Origin of the sequence: Alteromonas sp. LMIT006 (assembly GCF_024300645.1) — a bacterium.
GTDB classification, from domain to species: Bacteria; Pseudomonadota; Gammaproteobacteria; order Enterobacterales; family Alteromonadaceae; genus Opacimonas; species Opacimonas immobilis.
Window position 1 is genome coordinate 389869 of the sequence record NZ_CP101291.1, and the last position, 17720, is coordinate 407588.

General features: G+C 44.8%; 24 protein-coding genes. 9 read left to right on the top strand and 15 right to left on the bottom strand.

What is annotated here, in order from left to right; genetic code table 11:
* Positions 1–40: 40 nt before the first annotated feature.
* From NLG07_RS01820 to rpsJ, 12 genes are all read right to left on the bottom strand, one after another.
* The gene (locus NLG07_RS01820) at positions 41–1609 is read right to left on the bottom strand and encodes an AMP-binding protein (RefSeq protein ID WP_254855995.1); all 1569 of its coding nucleotides are present in this window, start codon (positions 1607–1609) and stop codon (positions 41–43) included.
* A 305-nt stretch (positions 1610–1914) separates the two neighbouring features.
* Positions 1915–2169: a 30S ribosomal protein S17 gene (gene rpsQ, locus NLG07_RS01825; RefSeq protein WP_254855996.1), complete on the bottom strand. Its 255-nt coding sequence runs from the start codon at positions 2167–2169 to the stop codon at positions 1915–1917.
* Positions 2169–2363, bottom strand: coding sequence for a 50S ribosomal protein L29 (rpmC, locus tag NLG07_RS01830; RefSeq protein WP_254855998.1), 195 nt, complete (start codon positions 2361–2363; stop codon positions 2169–2171). The genes rpsQ and rpmC overlap by 1 nt, the downstream gene beginning before the upstream one ends.
* Positions 2363–2776, bottom strand: a complete 414-nt coding sequence (gene rplP / locus NLG07_RS01835) for a 50S ribosomal protein L16 (RefSeq protein WP_254855999.1) — start codon at positions 2774–2776, stop codon at positions 2363–2365. The genes rpmC and rplP overlap by 1 nt, the downstream gene beginning before the upstream one ends.
* Before the next feature lie 3 nt (positions 2777–2779).
* Entirely contained in the window at positions 2780–3487 is a 708-nt protein-coding gene (gene rpsC / locus NLG07_RS01840) for a 30S ribosomal protein S3 (protein ID WP_254856000.1), read from the bottom strand.
* A 9-nt stretch (positions 3488–3496) separates the two neighbouring features.
* Complete coding sequence (gene rplV / locus NLG07_RS01845; protein ID WP_254856001.1) at positions 3497–3829, bottom strand: 50S ribosomal protein L22; 333 nt, start codon at positions 3827–3829, stop codon at positions 3497–3499.
* A gap of 12 nt (positions 3830–3841) precedes the next feature.
* The gene (rpsS, locus tag NLG07_RS01850; protein WP_254856002.1) at positions 3842–4117 is read right to left on the bottom strand and encodes a 30S ribosomal protein S19; all 276 of its coding nucleotides are present in this window, start codon (positions 4115–4117) and stop codon (positions 3842–3844) included.
* Between the two features lie 15 nt (positions 4118–4132).
* Positions 4133–4957 (bottom strand): 50S ribosomal protein L2, encoded by an 825-nt coding sequence (rplB, locus tag NLG07_RS01855; RefSeq protein ID WP_254856004.1) that lies wholly within the window; start codon positions 4955–4957, stop codon positions 4133–4135.
* Positions 4958–4968: 11 nt separating this feature from the next.
* A complete protein-coding gene (gene rplW / locus NLG07_RS01860; RefSeq protein WP_254856005.1) occupies positions 4969–5268 on the bottom strand; it encodes a 50S ribosomal protein L23 in 300 nt (99 codons plus the stop codon).
* Positions 5265–5870 (bottom strand): 50S ribosomal protein L4, encoded by a 606-nt coding sequence (gene rplD, locus NLG07_RS01865; RefSeq protein ID WP_254856006.1) that lies wholly within the window; start codon positions 5868–5870, stop codon positions 5265–5267. Before rplD ends, rplW begins: the two co-directional genes overlap by 4 nt.
* Positions 5871–5887: 17 nt before the next feature.
* Positions 5888–6526 (bottom strand): 50S ribosomal protein L3, encoded by a 639-nt coding sequence (gene rplC / locus NLG07_RS01870; RefSeq protein WP_254856008.1) that lies wholly within the window; start codon positions 6524–6526, stop codon positions 5888–5890.
* 19 nt (positions 6527–6545) lie between these two features.
* Positions 6546–6857, bottom strand: a complete 312-nt coding sequence (rpsJ, locus tag NLG07_RS01875) for a 30S ribosomal protein S10 (RefSeq protein ID WP_254856009.1) — start codon at positions 6855–6857, stop codon at positions 6546–6548.
* A 348-nt stretch (positions 6858–7205) separates the two neighbouring features.
* On the opposite strand from rpsJ, the gene NLG07_RS01880 reads away from it, so the two are divergent.
* Positions 7206–9434 carry a GspE/PulE family protein gene (locus NLG07_RS01880; RefSeq protein WP_254856011.1) on the top strand — a complete coding sequence of 743 codons (2229 nt, stop codon included), beginning with the start codon at positions 7206–7208 and terminating at the stop codon, positions 9432–9434.
* 2 nt (positions 9435–9436) lie between these two features.
* Here NLG07_RS01880 and NLG07_RS01885 read toward each other — a convergent pair whose 3' ends face one another.
* The 3 genes from NLG07_RS01885 to NLG07_RS01895 all read right to left on the bottom strand — a co-directional run bounded on the left by NLG07_RS01885 (position 9437) and on the right by NLG07_RS01895 (position 11778).
* Positions 9437–10012: an HAD family hydrolase gene (locus NLG07_RS01885; RefSeq protein ID WP_254856013.1), complete on the bottom strand. Its 576-nt coding sequence runs from the start codon at positions 10010–10012 to the stop codon at positions 9437–9439.
* 78 nt (positions 10013–10090) lie between these two features.
* A complete protein-coding gene (locus NLG07_RS01890) occupies positions 10091–11356 on the bottom strand; it encodes a Y-family DNA polymerase (RefSeq protein WP_254856014.1) in 1266 nt (421 codons plus the stop codon).
* The gene (locus NLG07_RS01895) at positions 11356–11778 is read right to left on the bottom strand and encodes a S24 family peptidase (RefSeq protein WP_254856015.1); all 423 of its coding nucleotides are present in this window, start codon (positions 11776–11778) and stop codon (positions 11356–11358) included. The genes NLG07_RS01890 and NLG07_RS01895 overlap by 1 nt, the downstream gene beginning before the upstream one ends.
* A gap of 126 nt (positions 11779–11904) precedes the next feature.
* Between NLG07_RS01895 and NLG07_RS01900 the strand changes: the two genes are divergently transcribed.
* The 8 genes from NLG07_RS01900 (at position 11905) to NLG07_RS01935 (ending at position 17716) form a co-directional block, all read left to right on the top strand.
* Positions 11905–12195, top strand: coding sequence for a YebG family protein (locus tag NLG07_RS01900; RefSeq protein ID WP_254856017.1), 291 nt, complete (start codon positions 11905–11907; stop codon positions 12193–12195).
* A 257-nt stretch (positions 12196–12452) separates the two neighbouring features.
* Positions 12453–13001 carry a glycoside hydrolase family 108 protein gene (locus NLG07_RS01905; RefSeq protein WP_254856018.1) on the top strand — a complete coding sequence of 183 codons (549 nt, stop codon included), beginning with the start codon at positions 12453–12455 and terminating at the stop codon, positions 12999–13001.
* Positions 12998–13690 (top strand): 3TM-type holin, encoded by a 693-nt coding sequence (locus tag NLG07_RS01910; protein ID WP_254856019.1) that lies wholly within the window; start codon positions 12998–13000, stop codon positions 13688–13690. The genes NLG07_RS01905 and NLG07_RS01910 overlap by 4 nt, the downstream gene beginning before the upstream one ends.
* Before the next feature lie 3 nt (positions 13691–13693).
* Positions 13694–14134, top strand: coding sequence for a VOC family protein (locus tag NLG07_RS01915; protein WP_254856021.1), 441 nt, complete (start codon positions 13694–13696; stop codon positions 14132–14134).
* A 12-nt stretch (positions 14135–14146) separates the two neighbouring features.
* Positions 14147–14611 carry a Cys-tRNA(Pro) deacylase gene (gene ybaK, locus NLG07_RS01920; RefSeq protein WP_254856023.1) on the top strand — a complete coding sequence of 155 codons (465 nt, stop codon included), beginning with the start codon at positions 14147–14149 and terminating at the stop codon, positions 14609–14611.
* Between the two features lie 61 nt (positions 14612–14672).
* Positions 14673–15701, top strand: coding sequence for an ester cyclase (locus NLG07_RS01925; RefSeq protein ID WP_254856024.1), 1029 nt, complete (start codon positions 14673–14675; stop codon positions 15699–15701).
* On the top strand, positions 15701–16399 hold the full coding sequence (locus tag NLG07_RS01930) for an ABC transporter ATP-binding protein (RefSeq protein WP_254856026.1): 699 nt from the start codon (positions 15701–15703) through the stop codon (positions 16397–16399). The genes NLG07_RS01925 and NLG07_RS01930 overlap by 1 nt, the downstream gene beginning before the upstream one ends.
* 3 nt (positions 16400–16402) lie before the next feature.
* Complete coding sequence (locus NLG07_RS01935; RefSeq protein ID WP_254856028.1) at positions 16403–17716, top strand: ABC transporter permease; 1314 nt, start codon at positions 16403–16405, stop codon at positions 17714–17716.
* The last annotated feature ends 4 nt before the right edge of the window (positions 17717–17720 follow it).

Below are 17720 nucleotides of genomic sequence, written 5' to 3' on the forward strand. Positions count from 1 at the left end.
CACGATACAAGAGCGTTGACAAGCAGGTCGAAAAAAAAAGTTACTCTCTCAACTCACGACGTAGAATTTTGCCCACGGTCGATTTTGGTAACTCATCAATAATATTCACTTCTTTGGGCACCTTGTATCCGGTCAATGATTCCCGACAATGTGCAACAACCTCTTCTGGGGTAACCTCGCCATTGACACTGATATACGCGACAACCCTTTCTTGAGTTTGGTCATCGGGTTTGCCAACGACAGCGGCTTCCACGACAGCCGGATGCTTCACCAGTACATCTTCAATTTCATTAGGATACACATTAAAACCTGAGACAATGATCATGTCCTTGATGCGATCGACAATTTTGATGGCACCGTCTGGTAGCTTTACACCGACATCGCCAGTTTTAAAATACCCATTAGTCGTCATCACTTTGGCTGTTTCCTCAGGGCGGTTCCAATAGCCTTGCATAACTTGAGGACCTTTCACGGCTATTTCACCTGATTCACCATCGGCTACTGGTTGGTCTTGATCGTCGAGCATTTGCACATCAGTGTCGATCATTGGGAAACCAACCGTGCCGATTTGTTCTTGCCCAGGGATGTTAAGTGAAACCACAGGAGAAGTTTCAGACAGTCCATATCCTTCCGCAATCGTACAACCGGTTGTTTTTAACCAAAGTTCTGCAGCAGCGCCAGTCAGAGCAGTTCCACCAGAAGTCGTCACTTTTAAAGCGCTGGTATCAAGCGCTTTGAACTTGTCATGCATACACAAACCCACAAACAAGGTATTGATGCCAGCGAAGGCTGTAAACTTGAACGGGGCGATTTGGTCGATGAATGCATCCAAATCACGTGGATTTGGAATCAGTATCGAGTGACCACCGTTGCCAAAATAACTAACCATTGACACCATTAAGGCGTAAATATGATATAGCGGTAATGGACACACAATCGTTTCCTCACCCGGCACGAAGGCATCGCCCATACGCTCTGCGAACTGATAATTATTACTCAATAAATTGCCATGGGACAGCACAGCCCCTTTTGATACACCAGTTGTGCCACCGGTATATTGCAACGCTGCCGTATCATCTAGTCTGGTATTAGGACGTGGTCTCAATTTGTGCTGAGCGCCCTTCACAAATACGTCCACATAACAAGGATAGTCAACATCACTGACTGCTTGTCCCGTTAATAGTTGTGGAGCGGACGTCACAATCACATGCTCAATACCAACATCTGCTTTGATGGCTTCATATTTTGGTAGTAAATCAGAGAGTATAACGAGTGCCTTTGCACCTGAGTCATTGAACTGATGCTGCATTTCAGGTGGTGTATAAAGTGGATTAGTACTTACCACGACAAGCCCTGCGCGCATAGCGCCAAAAAATGCAACTGGGCTTTGAATTAGGTTTGGTAGTTGAATCGCGATTCGGTCGCCTGCTTGCAACCCAAGTTCATGTTGCAAGTAACAGGCAAATTTGTATGACATCTCGTCCATTTCAGCAAACGTCTTGGTTTGACCTATTGCGGTAAAAGCTTGCTTAGCTGAATACTTTGTCAGGGTTCGCTCGATGAAGTCACCCAAATTATGGATGCCGTCAGGAATAAGTGTGTGGCTCATAGACATGACCTTAATGTTATTATTTTGTAAACACTACTAGTCTGACCTGTAACTGTGATGATTTCAACCCTTTCCAATGAAGAAGAAATGAATGATTTTTTAAATCTGTTGCGCTGTGTTCACAAAGCGAATGCTTAATGAACACTTGTTTGACCATGCACATATTAGATAATACTCGAGGCTCTAGAACGCTTTATATTGAATTTAGCGATCTTGACACGCCAACCAATAAACTAGCCAATATTTATTACGCACAATAAAAAAGCACCCGTAGGTGCTTTTTTACGTTTTTTCATTGATGAAAATTAGTTAGCTTTAGTCACTACGTCCACTAACGTCCAGTTCTTAGATTTAGAAATAGGCGCTACCTCACGGATAGTGACTACATCACCTTCATTACACTGGTTGGTTTCATCATGAGCGTGTAACTTAGTAGTACGCTTAATAAACTTCCCATAGATAGGGTGCTTAACTTTGCGCTCTACTGCAACAGTGATAGTTTTATCACCTTTGTTGCTGACAACACGGCCTTGTACTGTACGGATTTTCTGTTCAGTCATTACTTACCAGCCTTCTTTTGAGTCAAAATAGTTTTAACACGCGCGATGTTACGACGCACTTTCTTCAATTGGTCAGTTTTTTCAAGCTGGCCAGTTGAATATTGCATACGTAAGTTGAACTGTTCACGCAATAAGTTTAATAACTCTGCATTTAGTTCTTCAACGCTTTTCTCTTTTAGTTCAGCTGCATTCATTACATCACCGTCCGAGTTACAAAGGTTGTCTTGAACGGAAGTTTCGCAGCAGCAAGGGCAAACGCTTCACGCGCCAATGCTTCTGGAACACCTTCCATTTCGTATAACACACGACCTGGCTGAATTTGGCAAACCCAGTATTCAACGTTACCTTTACCTTTACCTTGACGCACTTCTAGAGGCTTCTCAGTAATTGGCTTGTCCGGGAATACGCGGATCCAAATTTTGCCTTGACGCTTGACGTGACGTGTCATAGCACGACGCGCTGCTTCAATCTGACGCGCAGTCATACGACCTCGACCAACAGATTTAAGACCATAAGTACCGAAGCTGACTTTGCTTCCCGCGATCGCTAAACCACGGTTACGGCCCTTATGCATCTTACGGAATTTCATACGTTTAGGTTGTAACATATCTTAACCCTCTCGCTTCGCGTTGCGGCCTTTCTTCTTAGGCGCTGCAGCTGGCTTAGCCGCTTCTGTTTCAAGTGGTAAACCACCTAATACTTCACCTTTGAAGATCCAAACTTTAACACCGATGATACCGTAAGTTGTCAATGCTTCAGATGTTGCGTAGTCGATGTCTGCACGGAAAGTGTGTAGTGGTACACGACCTTCACGGTACCATTCAGAACGCGCAATCTCAGCACCACCTAAACGACCAGATACTTCTACCTTGATACCTAGGGCACCAAGACGCATGGCGTTTTGTACTGCGCGCTTCATCGCACGACGGAACATAACACGACGCTCAAGCTGGCTTGAGATGCTATCGCCTACTAGCTGTGCATCTAATTCAGGCTTACGAACTTCTGCGATGTTGATTTGTGCTGGTACACCAGCAAGCTTAGCAACATGGTTACGAAGTTTTTCAACGTCTTCACCTTTTTTACCAATCACAACACCTGGACGGGCTGTGTGGATTGTCACTTTGATGCTCTTTGCAGGGCGCTCGATGACAATTTTAGATAATGACGCGTTTTTCAATTCTTTCGTCAAGTACTGACGCACTTGATGATCATTGTACAAGTTGTCAGCATATTCCGCAGTATTAGCGTACCAAGTTGAAGTCCATGGTTTGCTGATACCTAAGCGTATGCCGGTAGGATGAACTTTCTGTCCCATAATCTACTCCTAGTTATCCGCTACAACCACAGTGATGTGACTGCTACGCTTAAAGATACGATCAGCACGACCTTTGGCACGTGGCTTGATGCGTTTCATCGTTGGACCTTCGTCGACAAATACTTTTGCGACAGTTAACTCGTCGATGTCAGCACCTTCGTTGTGCTCGGCGTTTGCAATCGCAGACTCGAGTACTTTCTTAACTAATACAGCTGCTTTTTTGTTGCTGTAAGTTAATACTTCTAGTGCTTTTTCAACGTGTAGACCGCGAATTTGATCTGCTACCAAACGTGCTTTCTGAGCCGAGGTACGAGCAAAACGGTGTTTAGCTAAAGCTTCCATTTATTTCTCCTCTTAACGCTTAGATTTCTTATCAGCGACATGGCCGCGATAAGTACGCGTTGGCGCAAATTCGCCCAACTTATGGCCGACCATTTCGTCAGTGACGAACACAGGTACATGCTGGCGACCGTTATGGACCGCAATGGTCAACCCAATCATATCTGGGATGATCATAGAACGACGTGACCAAGTTTTAATTGGCTTCTTGTCGCCTTTTTCCACTGCAGCTTCTACCTTCTTCAGCAAGTGTAGGTCAATAAAAGGACCCTTCTTGAGAGAACGTGGCATGGTGAATCCTCGCTATTATTTATTGCGACGACGAACGATAAGTTTGTCGGTACGCTTATTACTACGGGTTTTCTTACCTTTGGTAGGAATACCCCATGGAGTGACTGGATGACGACCGCCCGAAGTACGACCTTCACCACCACCGTGTGGGTGATCAACTGGGTTCATGGCAACACCACGAACAGTTGGGCGCACACCGCGCCAGCGAGATGCACCCGCTTTACCCAATGAACGAAGCATGTGCTCTGCGTTGCCAACTTCACCAATAGTAGCGCGGCAATCGGCTAATACTTTGCGCACTTCGCCAGAACGAAGACGTAAAGTCACATAAGCTCCATCACGCGCCAAGATTTGCGCGTACTGACCTGCTGAACGTGCAATTTGTGCACCTTTACCAGGCTTCATTTCGATGGCGTGTACTGTTGAACCAACCGGCACGTTACGCATTGGTAATGCATTACCTGCTTTGATTGGTGCATCAGAACCAGATTGAATTGCATCGCCAGCTTGAACACCTTTAGGTGCAAGAATGTAACGACGCTCACCATCTGCATACAATACTAGTGCGATGTTTGCAGAACGGTTTGGATCATATTCTAAACGCTCGACTTTCGCAGGGATACCGTCTTTATTACGTTTAAAGTCGATAACACGATAGTGATGCTTGTGACCACCACCAATGTGACGAACTGTAATACGACCGTTGTTATTACGACCACCAGACTTACTTTTCTTCTCTAAAAGAGGAGCATAAGGTGCGCCTTTGTGTAGATCGGGATTAACGACCTGAACAACGTGACGACGACCGGCAGAAGTTGGCTTAGCTTTTAATAATGGCATTTCCTAACTCCTTACTCACCCGCACCGACGAAGTCGATGTCTTGACCTTCTTTAAGCACTACGTAGGCTTTCTTAAAGTCATTGCGTTTGCCGAAACGCATGCCAGTCCGCTTGGTTTTACCCTTTTGGTTGACAGTACGTACCGAGTTAACTTCTACTTCGAAAAGCTTCTCAACCGCAGCTTTGATTTCCGCTTTGTTCGCGTCTGTCGCAACTTTGAAAACAACTGTGTTGTTGCCTTCTGCAGCCATAGTTGACTTTTCAGAAATATGAGGTGCTAAAAGCACTTTTAATAAACGTTCTTCGTTCATGCTAATGACTCCTCTAGTTGCTTAATCGCATCCGCAGTGATTAACACGTTTTCAAAAGCGATTAGGCTTACAGGATCAATACCTTGTACATCACGAACGTCAACTTTGTATAAGTTGCGAGAAGCCAAGAACAAGTTCTCATCGACTTCGCTAGTCACGATTAACACATCGTTAAGGTTCAAGCCGTTTAATTTGTTTAAAAGCTCTTTGGTTTTTGGTGCTTCTACACCAAAGCTTTCAACTACGATCAAACGCTCTTGACGTACTAATTCAGATAAGATGCTCTTGATCGCGCCACGATACATCTTTTTGTTAACTTTTTGCTCAAAGTTACGAGGCTTAGCAGCGAATGCGCGGCCACCGCCAACCCAGATTGGGCTACGGATAGTACCAGCACGTGCACGACCTGTACCTTTTTGACGCCATGGCTTCTTACCACCACCGCGTACTTCAGAGCGAGTCTTTTGAGCTTTAGAGCCCTGACGCGCACCAGCACTGTATGCTACGACTACTTGATGTACTAACGCTTCGTTGAACTCACGTCCAAAGGTAGCTTCTGATACTTCAAGAGCGCCGTTAGCGTCTTTTAATGTTAATTCCATCAGTATACTCCTCGACGTTACGCTTTAACTGCTGGACGCACGATAACATCGCCGCCAGTCGCGCCAGGAACGGCACCTTTAACTAATAAAAGGTTGTTCTCAACATCCACTTTCACCAATTCTAAAGACATGGTAGTCACGCGCTTGTTGCCCATTTGACCAGCCATTTTTTTGCCTTTAAATACTTTACCTGGTGATTGGTTTTGACCAATTGAACCAGGCGCACGGTGAGAGAGTGAGTTACCGTGAGTCATACGCTGAGAACTGAAGTTCCAACGTTTGATTGCACCGGCAAAACCTTTACCTTTAGAGGTACCCGCAATATCTACTTTGCTCGTCTCGTTAAATAGTTCAACAGTGATTTCACTGCCGACTTCAAGACCTTCGCCTTCACCTTCTGCAAGGCGGAATTCCCACAAGCCACGACCTGCTTCCACGCCAGCTTTAGCAAAGTGACCTGCTTCAGCTTTGTTGACGCGGTTGGCTTTCTTATCGCCAGCCGTTACTTGTAGTGCACGATAACCGTCAGTCTCATCAGTACGTAACTGAGTGATGCGGTTTGGGGTCGCTTCGATAACGGTCACCGGAATGGATACGCCATCTTCAGTAAAGATGCGTGTCATACCGACTTTACGACCGACTAGACCAATCGCCATTGTTATAACCCTCTTCTATTTAGCCCAGGCTGATTTGAACATCAACACCGGCAGCCAAGTCCAATCTCATCAACGCATCAACTGTTTTGTCAGTTGGTTCGATGATGTCCACTAAACGCTTGTGCGTACGGATTTCATATTGATCACGCGCGTCTTTGTTAACGTGCGGAGAGATAAGAACCGTATAACGCTCTTTGCGAGTTGGTAAAGGGATAGGACCGCTTACCTGAGCACCTGTACGTTTCGCCGTTTCAACGATCTCTGAAGTTGATTGATCAATCAACTTGTGGTCGAACGCTTTTAAACGAATGCGAATTCTTTGATTTGGCATCGATTTAGCTCCAATCGAAAGAACAAAAAAAATCACCATTTCGTCCCATTCTCTATTGGGAGAAACGATGTGCGAATAAACTATGGGTTTCCAATTGAAACCTTTGTTTGTTGTTAATAGGGCTCTAGTGAACCGAGCAACTAACCAAATAATTAGACCTGTTTAGCTGCCTATTAACCTTACAGTCAACTGACATGTGGGCGCGAATTATACTCGTGTTTATCATGAATGCAAGTCTTTGTGCAAAAAACTGACCATTCGGTCTGATTTATGGTGGTTTTTATGTGTTTTTGTCGTTATGCACTATGTTTAGACTACGTTTTACGTTATTTCTTACATTAGGTGTGCATGACTTGGGTTGCGGGAACACAAGATTTTTCTAGCATTCATACTATAATAAAGCAACATGCGTCGCTTGTGGATGGGTTCTCACATTTGCAACCTGTTATTTTGGGTCTGTTTGCCTGTAACCGTGTAACGATTTATCAGCGCCGGCGGCAACAACAAGATTTGGTTGCCAAATTTAAAAGTGGTAGTCAGACCGTTAAGATTGAAGTACCGATCACTCCACAATCTATCGCTGGGTATGTTGCTCTCTCCAAGCAATCACTGTTGGTACCGGATCCAAGAGATTCGGACGCCCTAAAACAGATCCATCCTCGGCTTTCTTTTGCTGAACAATACGATAAGCAAAACCAGTTTGTTACTCACAATATGCTTTGTATTCCTATCGTCCATGCGGATGTTTTACTCGGTGTATTACAATTGATCAACAAACGCGACACCATGTTTGCCGAAACTGACTTGTTCTTAGGGCAAATGTTAGCTGAGCTTCTGGGTCAACATTTCTGCTATGAACTTGGGGGAACTTTGCGTCCATGGGATGATTTACTGCATCGAGCACTCATTTCTCGTAAGGCATTGCAAGAGCTGTATTGTGAACCTCGCTATAAAAATAATTCATTGCTAGCGTGCCAGAAACTGATGAGTGAGCATCGAATAAAGCAATCTGACTTGGGTTCCGCTCTATCATTACATTACCAGGTGCCTTTTATAACGTATAACCCTGATCAATATCATATCTACCACAACGAGCACATGCTCAATTTATCTTATCTTAAACTCAATTTAGTCGTTATTTTGGCTGATGTTCATGCAAAACCTACTATCTTGATGGCTGATCCAAATAATGCCAGTCTGATCATGGAAGTAGGTCAAGCATTGAATTTGACTCAGCCCGAAATTGCCGTCGGCTTACCCCAACATATCTTGCAATATTTAGGCGAAAATAGCACCACAACTGCCCCCGGTAATATGGATGAAATTTTAGATGAAATATCCACGAGTACTGATGAAGACGACGAACAGATTGATGAGCTTTCGGATGATGCCCCTGCAATTGTTCGCTTAGTGAGTCGTATTTTACATGATGCGAAACGGTTAAACGCCTCAGATATCCACATTGATCCAGAAAAAAACGGACCCACTAGAGTTAGAATGCGCGTTGATGGGGTATGTCGTGATTTGAATAACCTCCCTGCCTCGCATCATAATGCCGTCATTGCGCGCATCAAAATCATGGCTAATCTTAATATTGCCGAGAAACGCATTCCTCAAGACGGTAAATTAGCGTTCAAATTATCGGGGCGTCTTGTTGAGGTGCGTGTTGCCACAATCCCGACAGTAGCAGGTGAAGGAGTGGTTATGCGGATCCTTGCGACTGCTGGCGCAATGCCTTTATCCAAAATGAACATCGTCCCTAGCAATATGCGAATGCTACATCAGATGATTTTAAAACCTCATGGTATTTTGTTGGTTGTGGGACCGACAGGCTCAGGTAAAACCACTACTTTGCATGCTATTTTGGGACATCTTAATACTCCTGATAAAAAAATATGGACCGCAGAAGATCCCGTCGAAATTACCCAACCAGGTTTACAACAGGTACAAATTGCGCCAAAAATTAATTTTACTTTTGCCACAGCACTCCGAGCGTTTTTGCGCGCCGATCCTGATATTATTTTGATTGGTGAGATGCGTGACAAAGAGACCGCTCATGCAGGTATTGAAGCGTCATTAACGGGGCACTTAGTTTTATCGACTTTGCACACCAATTCGGCCCCAGAAACCATCACTCGTTTACTCGATCTCGGCTTAGACCCGGTTAACTTTTCCGATGCATGTGTTGGTATTTTAGCGCAGCGTTTAATCCGTACCTTATGTCCAGAATGCAAAGAGCATTATACGGCCTCGGAAACTGAACGCGAGTTCATCGTGCGTCAATACGGGGATAAGTATCTGCAAGAGTTAGATTTGCAGGATGACGTCACTCTTTATCGAGCCAAAGGCTGTGATGCTTGCGGTGATACCGGCTACAAAGGTCGCACCGGCGTGCATGAGCTTTTGAGTATGACGCCTGCTCTACGAGCGATGGTCTACCGCAAAGTATCCGCACACGAATTAGCTGAACAAGCTAGAACTGATGGTATGCGCACTCTCATTCAAGATGCTTTGCGAAAATTGCTCAAAGGCGATACTGATACCAAGCAAGTGCAAGTGTTAGGAGGACTTGATTGAATTTAAAAGGTAAATAACTCTTTATAAATAGTATGATAACACTCAAAATATCGTGCGATTGGATAATCTTCAGTTTGATAGCCAAAAGACCAAGCTTGCATACCGGCATTGTGTGCCACTTGGATGTCATATAAATAATCTCCAACATACGCAATCTGATTAGGTGCAATATTCCACTGCTTAGCAATATTGAGAAGTGCGGTGGGATCGGGTTTGGCAGGAGCATCTTCTCGCGTGATTACCGTTTTGATTGGAATCTGGTTACGTTGTAGTTTGACCGCTGTTGCTTCACGGCAATTACGCGTCACAATAGCGGTTGGAATGTCTTGCTCATGCAACGCCTCAACAAACGCTTGAGCACCATTGATCCAGTGGGAAGTCTGCGCTTCGACAATTTCGTGTTGCATAATGATGGCATCGGCCATCTCTGCCACCTCGCTGTCACTTTGGCGTAAGCGCTCCACGTAGCCAAGGATATCTTCGCCTTCAGGGCAATGTATGTCTTGACGCATTCGCGCAAAATCTAAGGCCGAGTGCACCAACGTGTCATCTAAATCAAAAATAATACCGAGTGGCAACAATGTATTGTTCTATTTTAGTAAGTAATATATTTCTTTACGCATCAGCAACAAAATAGTTTGTAGAGCATATAAAAATTACTGACACTGAATCTTAGGTATATCGGCCCAGTTGGTTGTGTATTGTGGGGATAAATATTGTCTGCGCATACGCCATTTGGGCACAATTCCTTTGGCCGCCATCCCCAACGTATACTTACCATAACGTTGATTAATCCGATCTAAACACGTCATCAACTGTGGGCTGTCTTCTGCTTCATTGAATAGATCTTCTTGGACAAATTCCTGCTGAATCAATTCTGTTGCTCCCAAGCCGGACTTGTGAAAAATGATCCCTGGACGAAAAATCTGCTCCGCCGCCGCACTAGCCACCCCAACCAACTGCAAGGTGTCAGACGTAGGCACCGCAAACCTGTGCTCAATCGCTTTTTTATAATATTCGTCACGACTAAATGGGTTGGAATGTGCGAAGATCCTTAACGCTTTGACTGCAGAGCCTTGAGCCCTGACCTTGACCCCTACATGCTCGGCATGTAAACACAAAGATTGGCGTAAACTGTTCAAATCCGTCACCTTCTCACCAAACGCTCGGGTTGAAAATATCTGCTGCTTGACGGCTTTGATCGCATCCCAATGCATGCACACTTCACCGTTGAGTTCCCGCACTGTGCGCTCAACCTCAACTGAAAACTGTTTGCGCATCGCTTTGGGCGAAGCACAGGCAAGATCCCAAGCAGTCTTGATCCCCATCAGCTCTAACTTAGCGCTGATGCGACGACCTATCCCCCACACATCACCCACCGCCATACGACGCAAAATATACTCTCGCTCAACAGGGTTGCTAATGACAGCGATAAAATTACCTTTGAACTTATCTATCTTCTTGCCGGCGTGACTGGCGGCCTTAGCCAATGTAGGTGTAGATCCAATACCAACCCCCACCGGCAAACGCAAATTGCGCCATACTGTCCAGCGGATCAGTTGCGCGTGGTAGTCCCAACCATACTCTGGCAACATGTCGGCAAAATGCAAAAAGCATTCGTCAATCGAATATACGTATTGTTGTGGCGCAAACTCAGCAATCACGCCCATCATCTTACGCGACAAGTCATCATATAATTCATAATTGGAAGAACGAATGACACAGCCATGTCTTGCCAGAATATCTTTGACCTGATGATATGGCCCAAACTTCTTGACGCCAGTTTGTTTGGCATATTCGCACATCGCACAGATACACCCGTCATTGTTGGTCAACACCACCACGGGCTTTTGTCGAATACTCGGATCGAATACCTTCTCAGCAGACGCATAGAAGCTATTGGCATCAACCAGCGCATACATCAATCTTGTCCCAAATTCATACTGACTTTGCGTGAGGCTCGATGCATGCGCACCGAGCGCACGACAATACCTTCTTCTTCAAAGGTATCACCGGGGCCAATGACATATGGTTCGTGAAACTCGGCAGCGGACAACAGCACCATCGCCTTGCGATCAAACAGCTTACATACAAAGGCGCCATTGAGATTGGCCACAATGATATCTAATGAACCTTTGCCCGCGGCACGATCGACAATTAACAGGTCATTATCATAAATCCCATAGCCCACCATGGAATCGCCTTTTGCTTGACCAATAAAGGTTGCAGAAGGGTGTTCAATCAAAAGCTCATCTAAATCTAGCCCAAGCTGTTTGTATTCAGCCGCGGGCGATTCAAAACCGGCAATACCTGCTTGCGCGGCAAGTGGAATAACTTGTAGCATAGCTCACCTCACAAATACTGTTTATATATACAGTATAATATTGGTGAGATTTTGTAAATATTTACTGTTGATTTATCCAGTGGTTTGCGTATACTTTTATTTATTATTTATCACTGGAGTCAGCCAATGGCCGTCATTACACAATACGTAGTGCAACACAAAGGGGTGGACAAATTGGTTACAACCGACAAGAAAGCCGCCGATCAATATGACAAGATGCTCAATGTAGCGGATAACTTAGCAGAGTATATCGAAGCCAAAGGTGTCAAGCTGGCCGATCAAGAGTTAGAGGATCTCAGTATCCTATTAGCGAAACACAAAGACTCGATTCAGAAAATTTTTAAAGGATCAGAGGCGAGTACGATGCTCGAAGCAGAAAGCGCTGATGTGATAGCCATTGACGAGAGCGCTAGCTAAAAGCAGACCGGATAATTTGGTGTGATACTACATAATGTATCATTGATCATACCTAATGCTCGCATTTGAGAGTGTATATCCAATGCTTCACTATCAACCAATACTTGTTCGCAATACTGCAAAAAAATACATCACTTTTTAGGATGGATTACTGTATTTATACACATAAGTTTTGGTGATTATAAAAATAACTACCAAAAATACGATAAACCACAAATCTAAACCATGCTTAAACGAGTAAAGGACTGGTAGCAAGCATGACATTCAACGATATTTTAGCCCTCACTCTAGATTTTGAAGGTGGTTTCAGTGGTCACAGTGATGACCGTGGTGGCGCCACCATGTATGGTATTACTTCCAATACTTTGCGGATCATTGCCCAATTAGCACCTGAGCTATCACTTCCAGCGCAAGTGAGTGAATTAACCCAAAAGCAAGCACACCTGATCTACCAACGCTTCTATTACGAGGCACCTAATATTCACCTTTTGCATCCAGCAGTGCAAGGGGTTGTATTCGATATGGCCGTCAACCATGGTCCGCAAAAAGCCATCAAGATCCTACAACGTGTGTGTAATTTGTCTGGGATAGTCGCCATTCAAGAAGATGGCATCATAGGACCCATGACGATCCGCAGCATCGATCGAGTCTATCGAGCCATGGGCAGTCTGCTGGTGAATGCCATCTGTGACGAGAGAGTTTTGTTTTATCAAGCGATCTGTGCCAATGATGCAACGCAACAGATATTCTTGCATGGCTGGCTCAGGAGAGCTAACGCATTTAAGCGCAAAGGAAACTACACATGAGTGTATTCAAACGCATTCCTGTGGTCACCACATTACTCGATACGTTGGGCAAACGCATAGATGACTTGTTCACGTCCGATGAAGAACGTGGTGATATTGCCACCCAACAACAAAAAATTGCCTTAAAACAACTGGTCACTCAACTCAAAGCGCAACACACTCAACTGCAAATCAATCTACAACAAACTAAGCACCCAAGTTTATTTGTCGCTGGGGCCAGACCCGCCATTATTTGGATTGGTGCTGCTGGGTTAGCGTATGAAGCCATCGTTCGCCCTTTAGGGACTTGGTTGATCTTACAAACATTGGATCTCAATGCCATTATGGGACCACAAGCTCTACAAAATGCGACACCACAGCAAGTGCAAGCGATATTGGATTTTTATGCATTACCCGGGATGAACACGGAATTGTTTTTGCCCATAATTTTTGGTGTCTTAGGCATTGGTGGCTTTCGGACATGGGAAAAAATCAACGGCAAAGCCCGTGATAATCTCACTCCACAACACGGTGAATATGAACTCATGGCCAAAGTTATGCTCGAAAAATACCAAACAGAACTCGACACACCACCCAGCGCATTCATATCAAATCCCAGTATTTCCCAATTTAAAGCTGCTCAGAAAGATGGTACATTTGTGCCACAATATTACCAATATCAGCCTAACGACAGGGCAAAAGGAAACTAGCACATGCGTTATCTTCATACTATGGTCAGAGTGCGTGACTTAGAGGCATCATTACACTTTTATTGTGAGTTATTAGGGTTGGTTGAAGTCAATCGCTTTGACCATGAACAAGGGCGTTTTACGCTCGTCTTTTTGGCCGCACCTGCCGACGTCGAACGCGCTAAACAAGACAAAGCGCCTTGCGTCGAACTCACCTACAACTGGGACGATGAAGCATACACTGGCGGACGCAACTTTGGCCATCTTGCTTATCGCGTAGAAAATATCTATGCGACTTGCCAACGCCTACAGGACGGTGGCGTGACCATTAACCGGCCACCCCGTGATGGACACATGGCGTTCGTGCGTTCTCCCGATGGGATTAGCATTGAACTGTTACAGGAGGGTGATCACCTTACCCTGCAAGAACCTTGGGCAAGCATGCCAAATACGGGTGAATGGTAATCACGTATCAGCATGACCCCAGCCATTGCTTTGTTACAACAACAGAATATCGCTCATGAAGTTTTATCTTATGAGCATTCCCCCAATGCAACGTCTTATGGTTTGGACGCTGCAGACAAGCTCTACTTGAACCCGGCTCAAGTATTCAAAACACTTGTCACAGACTGTTCGGGCACACTGGTTGTTGCTCTAGTGCCCGTTGCATACTCTCTTAACTTAAAAGCATTAGCCAAAGCAATCGGAACTAAAAAAGCCTGTATGGCCTCTCCTCAAATGGTACAAAGTAAAACAGGATACGTATTAGGAGGCGTTAGTCCGCTGGGACAAAAAACACGCTTAAAAACCGTCATTGACCAGAGTGCTAGAGAGCTTGACCTGATGTATATTAGTGCCGGCAAAAGAGGACTAGAAGTCGCTTTGAGACCTACTGATCTTTCTCATCTTTGTTCCGCACAATGGCTAGACATTGCCATATAAATCCGTATCCTAAGAGTTTAAAAATACAATAATAACAACGACACTTAATAAGCTTTTTCCTATGACACAGCAAAATAACAAGCAAGCGATCTTGAATTACACCCGTTCAATGTACATGGGAAATTTTGCGCAAGCTCAACTCATGGCTGATGATTTATTTGCGCAAGACAGTACCTTACAACTGTGTTTTCCATTTGAAACATTAGATGATATTACCCACCTATTCGGAATTTACGATACCCTACTAAACGCTATTCCCGATTTGGAGCGAAGAGATACTATCGTGATCTCCAATGCTACCGATAAAGGCCATGAATGGGTTGGCTGTTGTGGCTATTACACGGGCGTTATGGTTCGAGATTGGTTAGATATTCCAGCTACAGGGCGGATGGTCTCGATGCGCTTTCATGAATTTTATCGCTTTGTTGATGGTCGCATAGTCGAAATGCAAGCCATTTGGGATATTCCTGAGCTCATGATACAAGCCAATGCATGGCCTTTAGCTCCGAGTTTAGGTCGTGAATGGCATGTGCCAGCTCCAGCGACTCAAGATGGCATATCAACTCAGCCTCTTGAGCCAGAGCTCAGCGCAAAAGCAGCGCGCATCGTCACCGATATGTGTACCGATTTGGGCAATCACGCTACAGGCGGGCCCAAAGCGATGCAACTTCCTAAATATTGGCATGAGCGTTGTAGCTGGTATGGTCCCAGTGGCATTGGTACAGCTAGAGGTTTACATGGATTTCGGCACTGGCATCAAATTCCATTTTTGAATGCGCTTCCTGATCGCGATGGCAACCCAGAACACGGGCATATGTTTGCGGACAACAATTATGTTGGCTATACCGCATGGCCGGGTATGTTTATGACGGTCAGTGATGATGGGTGGCTGGGGATTGTCCCAAATGGCAAACGTATTAGCATGCGCAGTTTGGATTTTTGGCGGGTCGAAGGTGAAAAAATCCGTGAAAACTGGGTGCTTATTGATTTGCTGTCGGTCTATGACCAACTCGGTTTAGATGTGTTTGCACGCCTTAGGGAATTCAACAAAGCGCGAAATTATTTACATCATATGGATTTAGATCTGTAATGACAAACACCCTACAGGATGTACTCAAGCTACACCAAGTTGCGTTTACTCATGCAAACGCAACATCTGAGCACCCGACCCTAGATATAAAACAATGGGTTGTGCGTGACGGAGAGTCTGTATTTTTACAAGGCAAATCCGGTTCTGGGAAAAGTACCCTGCTTAACCTAATTGCAGGTACCCTTACCCCGCAAAGAGGGAGTATTGAGATAGCAGGTACCGATATAACGCAACTATCCAATACACAGCGAGATATCTTCCGTGCGCAGTATCTCGGGATTGTGTTTCAGCAATTTAATTTGGTGCCGTATTTAAGCGTTTTAGACAATGTGCTTATCGCTGGGTATTTTGCCAATAATACGCAAATGGACTTACCAGAAAGAGCACGAGAATTGTTCCGAAGACTGGCAATAAGCGAACACTTACTAACTCAAGAGGCGAGAAATATTAGTATTGGGCAACAACAGCGTGTGGCTATTGCACGTGCTTTACTCAATCGTCCTCGATTACTACTTGTTGATGAACCCACGTCAGCGCTTGATGCGGATGCGACACAAAGTTTCATGGATCTTCTCAAACAAGAACAACAGGCCAACAAGTGTGCTATGGTGTTCGTCAGTCATGATCCGAACCTAGCTCAATACTGTGATACGCAGATCACAATGTCCCAACTTAATCCCGTCGCAGGAGCAAAATAATTTATGTTATTGCGTCTGGCGATCCGCAGCCTTAAATTTCGTAAACAATCTGTGTTATTAACATTCATCGCGATGTTTTTGAGCCTCAGCGTATTATTTGCAGTAGAGCATATTCGCGCACAAGTAAAAGAGAGTTTTACCCGAAGTGTCTCTGGAGTAGACTTAATTATCGGGCCACGCACTGGAGATCTCACTTTGTTATTGTCAAGTGTCTTCCATCGCGGAGTCCCCTCCACAGCTATGACTCTGGACGACCTCAGTGCTATCAGTAAACATCGAGAAGTTTCTTGGTCGGTGCCTGTCAGTTTGGGCGATACCCATGCTGGGTTCACGGTTGTAGGTACGAGTACGAATTTTTTTGATTATTTTCAGACCGGTGAGCAGGTGCCGTTGTCATTCGCAAGCGGGCGAGCCTTTGCCGCCAGCAATGAGATTGTTATCGGGGCACAGGTGGCTAAATCCTTACATTACCAGGTTGGTCAATCTATCGTACTCGCGCATGGGTTAGGGGAAGTGAGTTTTCACCATCATGATGACCACCCTCTATTCATCGTCGGAATCTTAGCTCCCACAGGTACGCCAGTGGATCATGCTTTGTATACCTCTTTGCAAGCGCTTGCACAAGCCCATGATAGCCCTCCGAAAAGCCTAAAGCGGCTAGCACGGTATAATCATTCTGACACCCATGCTCATCGCCATGACCATGAGTCAGTGTTGGTAGATGTCTCTCTCCCTGACCCAAGCAAACCTTTACTTACTATGCCAGAGAACACTGACATCACATCTGCTTTTTTAGGCATAAATAATCCTTTTGCCATACTGAGTTTGCAACGAATAATTAATCGCGATACCGTTCGACCATTGAGTGCCATTATTCCTGGTGTGACATTAAACCAGCTATGGCAAATTTTGCGTTTTGTAGAAACCACGTTGCAAGTCATTACTTGGCTAATCGTATTTGCAACTTTACTCGGTTTAGTCACTATGTTGCTGGCCAGTATGCGCGAGAGACAAGCTGAGTTCGCCGTTTTTAGAGCGCTTGGGGCAAGGCCTGGACAAATATTTTGGCTGATCCAACTCGAAGCCCTTACATTAGCTATTTTGGCGATTTTGGCCAGTATTATGTTATTAAGCGCTATAATTAACTTAGGTGGCAGTTCACTTTCATTAGCTTTAGGCGTGTCAGTGTCAAGAACGCTGTTGAATAACACGCTGTTGATGAATATTGGTTGGGTACTTTTCAGTGTGATATTAAGCACCAGCATCCCTGCATGGAAAGCCTATAAAAATAATTTACAAAGCGGTTTACAACGATAAAAGG

Coding starts and splice junctions, on each gene's coding strand:
- rplP (WP_254855999.1), bottom strand. CDS start 2,776: ATGTTACAACCTAAACGTATGAAATTCCGTAAGATGCATAAGGGCCGT.
- NLG07_RS01820 (WP_254855995.1), bottom strand. CDS start 1,609: ATGAGCCACACACTTATTCCTGACGGCATCCATAATTTGGGTGACTTC.
- rpmC (WP_254855998.1), bottom strand. CDS start 2,363: ATGAATGCAGCTGAACTAAAAGAGAAAAGCGTTGAAGAACTAAATGCA.
- rplW (WP_254856005.1), bottom strand. CDS start 5,268: ATGAACGAAGAACGTTTATTAAAAGTGCTTTTAGCACCTCATATTTCT.
- rpsC (WP_254856000.1), bottom strand. CDS start 3,487: ATGGGACAGAAAGTTCATCCTACCGGCATACGCTTAGGTATCAGCAAA.
- NLG07_RS01910 (WP_254856019.1), top strand. CDS start 12,998: ATGAGTGTATTCAAACGCATTCCTGTGGTCACCACATTACTCGATACG.
- NLG07_RS01905 (WP_254856018.1), top strand. CDS start 12,453: ATGACATTCAACGATATTTTAGCCCTCACTCTAGATTTTGAAGGTGGT.
- rplD (WP_254856006.1), bottom strand. CDS start 5,870: ATGGAATTAACATTAAAAGACGCTAACGGCGCTCTTGAAGTATCAGAA.
- rpsJ (WP_254856009.1), bottom strand. CDS start 6,857: ATGCCAAATCAAAGAATTCGCATTCGTTTAAAAGCGTTCGACCACAAG.
- NLG07_RS01930 (WP_254856026.1), top strand. CDS start 15,701: ATGACAAACACCCTACAGGATGTACTCAAGCTACACCAAGTTGCGTTT.
- rpsQ (WP_254855996.1), bottom strand. CDS start 2,169: ATGACTGAACAGAAAATCCGTACAGTACAAGGCCGTGTTGTCAGCAAC.
- ybaK (WP_254856023.1), top strand. CDS start 14,147: ATGACCCCAGCCATTGCTTTGTTACAACAACAGAATATCGCTCATGAA.
- rpsS (WP_254856002.1), bottom strand. CDS start 4,117: ATGCCACGTTCTCTCAAGAAGGGTCCTTTTATTGACCTACACTTGCTG.
- rplC (WP_254856008.1), bottom strand. CDS start 6,526: ATGGCGATTGGTCTAGTCGGTCGTAAAGTCGGTATGACACGCATCTTT.
- NLG07_RS01900 (WP_254856017.1), top strand. CDS start 11,905: ATGGCCGTCATTACACAATACGTAGTGCAACACAAAGGGGTGGACAAA.
- NLG07_RS01935 (WP_254856028.1), top strand. CDS start 16,403: ATGTTATTGCGTCTGGCGATCCGCAGCCTTAAATTTCGTAAACAATCT.
- NLG07_RS01890 (WP_254856014.1), bottom strand. CDS start 11,356: ATGTATGCGCTGGTTGATGCCAATAGCTTCTATGCGTCTGCTGAGAAG.
- NLG07_RS01880 (WP_254856011.1), top strand. CDS start 7,206: ATGACTTGGGTTGCGGGAACACAAGATTTTTCTAGCATTCATACTATA.
- rplB (WP_254856004.1), bottom strand. CDS start 4,957: ATGCCATTATTAAAAGCTAAGCCAACTTCTGCCGGTCGTCGTCACGTT.
- NLG07_RS01915 (WP_254856021.1), top strand. CDS start 13,694: ATGCGTTATCTTCATACTATGGTCAGAGTGCGTGACTTAGAGGCATCA.
- rplV (WP_254856001.1), bottom strand. CDS start 3,829: ATGGAAGCTTTAGCTAAACACCGTTTTGCTCGTACCTCGGCTCAGAAA.
- NLG07_RS01895 (WP_254856015.1), bottom strand. CDS start 11,778: ATGCTACAAGTTATTCCACTTGCCGCGCAAGCAGGTATTGCCGGTTTT.
- NLG07_RS01925 (WP_254856024.1), top strand. CDS start 14,673: ATGACACAGCAAAATAACAAGCAAGCGATCTTGAATTACACCCGTTCA.